The following is a 1,136-nucleotide window of genomic DNA, read 5'->3' on the forward strand; positions in this document are numbered from 1 at the left end:
ATTGGTCACGTTGACCACGGTAAAACCACTCTGACAGCCGCTATCGCAACGGTGCTGTCGAAAAAATTCGGTGGTGAAGCCAAGGCTTACGACCAAATCGACGCGGCTCCAGAAGAAAAAGCACGCGGTATTACTATCAATACCTCGCACGTTGAGTACGAAACAGAAGGCCGCCACTACGCACACGTTGACTGCCCAGGCCACGCTGACTATGTGAAAAACATGATCACTGGTGCTGCTCAGATGGACGGCGCTATTTTGGTGTGTTCCGCTGCTGACGGCCCAATGCCACAAACACGTGAGCACATCTTGCTGTCACGTCAGGTGGGCGTTCCTTACATCATCGTGTTCCTGAACAAGGCCGACATGGTTGATGACGAAGAATTGCTGGAATTGGTCGAAATGGAAGTGCGCGAGCTGCTGTCCAAATACGACTTCCCTGGTGATGACACTCCAATCATCCGCGGTTCAGCCAAGCTGGCCCTGGAAGGCGACCAATCGCCTATCGGTGAAGCCGCCATCATCAAACTGGCTGAAGCTCTGGACAGCTACATCCCTACACCAGAGCGTGCAGTGGACGGCGCATTCCTGATGCCAGTGGAAGACGTGTTCTCCATCTCTGGCCGCGGTACTGTGGTGACTGGCCGTATCGAGCGCGGTATCATCAAAGTTGGTGAAGAGATCGAAATCGTTGGTATCCGCGACGTACAAAAAACGACCGTTACTGGCGTTGAAATGTTCCGCAAATTGCTGGACCAAGGTCAAGCTGGTGACAACGTTGGTCTGTTGCTGCGCGGTACAAAACGTGAAGACGTGGAACGTGGCCAAGTGTTGTCCAAGCCAGGTTCGATCAAGCCACACACCGAGTTCACTGCTGAAGTGTACGTGTTGTCCAAAGACGAAGGTGGCCGTCACACGCCTTTCTTCGCTAACTACCGTCCACAGTTCTACTTCCGTACGACTGACGTGACTGGCTCTATCGCTTTGCCAGAAGGTAAAGAAATGGTGATGCCAGGCGACAACGTGCAAATCACTGTGAAGCTGATTGCTCCTATCGCGATGGAAGAAGGTCTGCGTTTCGCTATCCGCGAAGGTGGCCGTACCGTCGGCGCTGGCGTGGTTGCCAAGATCATTGC

At 53.5% G+C, this 1,136-nt stretch carries 1 protein-coding gene; it reads left to right on the forward strand.

Translation table 11 applies throughout. The annotated features are described in order from the left end of the window. A partial coding sequence (gene tuf / locus E8K88_RS17875; RefSeq protein ID WP_240754593.1) for an elongation factor Tu occupies positions 1-1,136 on the forward strand: 1,136 nt, incomplete at both ends.

Source organism: Lampropedia aestuarii (assembly GCF_004803635.1).
GTDB lineage: Bacteria > Pseudomonadota > Gammaproteobacteria > Burkholderiales > Burkholderiaceae_C > Lampropedia > Lampropedia aestuarii.